The 2,632-nt window shown below is 54.9% G+C and carries 2 protein-coding genes; both read right to left on the minus strand.

What is annotated here, in order from left to right; all coding sequences use genetic code 11:
* Positions 1-4 precede the first annotated feature (4 nt).
* Entirely contained in the window at positions 5-1,192 is a 1,188-nt protein-coding gene (locus QRD42_RS01730) for a glycoside hydrolase family 88 protein (RefSeq protein WP_318363467.1), read from the minus strand.
* Positions 1,193-1,246: 54 nt separating this feature from the next.
* On the minus strand, positions 1,247-2,515 hold the full coding sequence (locus QRD42_RS01735) for an oligosaccharide MFS transporter (RefSeq protein ID WP_321988061.1): 1,269 nt from the start codon (positions 2,513-2,515) through the stop codon (positions 1,247-1,249).
* Between the last annotated feature and the right edge of the window lie 117 nt (positions 2,516-2,632).

Raw genomic sequence — 2,632 nt, forward strand, 5'->3', positions numbered from 1 at the left:
CAAATCACCAGTACAGCTTCCAGCTTTGCGTCACGCGCATCAACGCTTCCACGTAGAAATAATCTCCCCAGCTGCTGCACTCATCCACGCCTTTATTGCTGGCAAGATGATAGACGGAGTGTTTCAGCAGACCGTTGCACGCCTCGTCGCTGCCCGCCAGATAATGCTTCGTCAGCGATGACATGATCCCTTCCGCCCACTGCTGATAGCGTGCGCGATCCGGATCGGTCACCGGCAGGTGCTTCACCAGTTCCAGCAATCCGCACACGGCAATGGCCGCAGACGACGAATCCCGCAGCGCATCGGTGCCAAGCAGCGCCAGATCCCAGTGACAGACATAATCTTCCGGCAGACGGTTGAGGAAATAGTTCGCCAGCCGTTTGGAAAGCGCGATCATGTCGCGATCGCCGGTATAGATGTAGCTGAGCAGGAAACCGTAAATCCCCCACGCCTGCCCCCGCGACCAGCAGGARTCRTCGGCRTAGCCCTGCTGAGTATTACCGTAGCGCGGCGCGCCGGTTTCCACATCCATATAGTAGGTGTGGTAGGTGGAGGCATCGGGGCGGATCAGGTAAGTCGCCGACTGCTGAACGTGCGCTTTCGCGGCGTCGGCAAAGCGCGGATCGCCGGTCTGCTCCGTCGCCCAGTAGAGCAGCGGCAGGTTCATAGTGCAGTCGATGATCATGCGCCCGGCCTGTGCCGGATCTTTCAGATCGCCCCACGCCTGAATAATTTTCGCCCGGACGTGAAAACGCTCCAGCAGCGCTTCCGCCGCCAGCAGCGAGAAACCGCGCGCATCGCGGTTACCCGTCAGCCGCCATGCCGCCACGCAGGAGAGCGTGTAGAGAAAGCCAAGATCGTGGGTATTGGTATCGTGGCGACCGGCAATACGTGCGCCGAACGAGCGGACGTGCTTTTCCGCCAGCTCACGGAAAACCGCGTCGCCGCTCATTTCCCATGCCAGCCACAGCTGCCCGGTCCAGAAGCTGGTGGTCCATTCAACGTTTTCCGTCAGCGGATAGCGCCCGTCCACCGCCGCTTCTGCGGGAAATTTATCACCGAACTCGGTTAAATGACGGCGGATCAGCGTCAGAACATGGTTACGGGCGGAAGCCATCTCGTCGCTAAACGCATGGCGATCCAGCGTCTCCGGGAATGCACGTAACGGTTCTTCAACGATATTATTTAACATATTTCGGTTCCTTTTGACTGACTACCGCGGGATAACATCATCCCGCTTCAGGGATTAACGTGAGGCGTTATTTCCGGCCACATCCAGCGGTGCGTTCGGGCGCATTTTGCTCTGGCAGGCGGACAGCGTGAAAGCAGACACAAGGGTAAAGAACAGGGCAATGGAACCCATGATGATATAGGTCTGCTCGAAGCCGATACGGTCGTACATCAGCCCGGCCGGAGACGACACCACCACATTTCCGACATACAGCATCGCCTGATAACCCAGCAGATACATAGTGGCGTTAACGCGTTTATCGAAATGCTCGGCGATATATTTAAATACCGACACCAGCAGCAGACAGATTTCCAGGCCATAAAGCGGTTTAAGCACGGAAATAAGCAGATGCGAGTCGCAGACGCCGGAAATAATCAGCCGTGCGCCCACCAGCAATCCGACGATCAATAAGACTTTCTTCGCGCCGACATAATTCACAAACAGCGGGATCACCATATACATGATGAATTCCATGCCGGACTGCACGGTCCCCAGATAACCAAAGATGGCGTTGCCCTGGTGCACATCATCAAAGAAGGTGACGAAATAACGGGAGAACTGCTGCTCGGCGATAAACATCATCCAGGCCACGCCCGCCACGTACAGGCAGAAGGCCCAGAATTTGCGGCTTTTCAGCAGTGCATAGACGTCAGCCGGGGCGATTTTTTCTTTGGTCAGCACTTCACTGGCGTGTGCCGTGCGGGTATCCACTTTCAGGCTGAACAGCACCACCAGCATCACGATGGAAGCCACGCTGCCGAGCATAAAGTTATACGCGGGCGAGAGGTTAAACAGCAGGCCGGAGAAAGATGACGCCACCGCCCAGCCCAGCGATCCCCACATGCGGATCTGGCCGAACTCCATACCGTTCAGGCGGCTGTAGCGATCGGTATAGGACTCGCAGGCCGCCACGCCGGCATACCAGGCAAAGCTTAAATAGATCGCCCCGACAATAATGCCCAGCATGGTGTTGGACATTAACAGCGGCTGATAGACATAAATAAAGAACGGCGCCATTAATGCCGACATCGCCACGACAAAATAGAGCAGATATTTACTCATGCCGATTTTATCGAGAATGTAGCCGTAAATCGGTTTTAAGATCACCGAAAATATGCCGTTTACCGCGAACACAGTACCAATAACGGTGCCGCTTAAATTCGCTTTTTGTCCGAGCCAGATGGCCAGCAGACCAATACTGGCCGACCAGGTAAAGAAATAAAGAAAGATAAAGCTACTGATCTTGTAATATTCAGACCGGTTGGTGGTTAATATTTTAGCCATACTATCCTCGACGAAAGCATGCAGATACAGAGGTTGAGTGTTATTCCGGGCTGACGCCCGGTATTTATACTGTGATGGTAATTGGGTTTCCCGATAGCGGATGGCGCACCACAAGGG

This window comes from Enterobacter sp. PGRG2 (assembly GCF_030291195.1).
GTDB lineage: Bacteria > Pseudomonadota > Gammaproteobacteria > Enterobacterales > Enterobacteriaceae > Enterobacter_D.

Bases quoted from the DNA above. Each gene is read 5' to 3' on its own strand.
- QRD42_RS01735 (WP_321988061.1), bottom strand. From the start codon at position 2,515: ATGGCTAAAATATTAACCACCAACCGGTCTGAATATTACAAGATCAGT.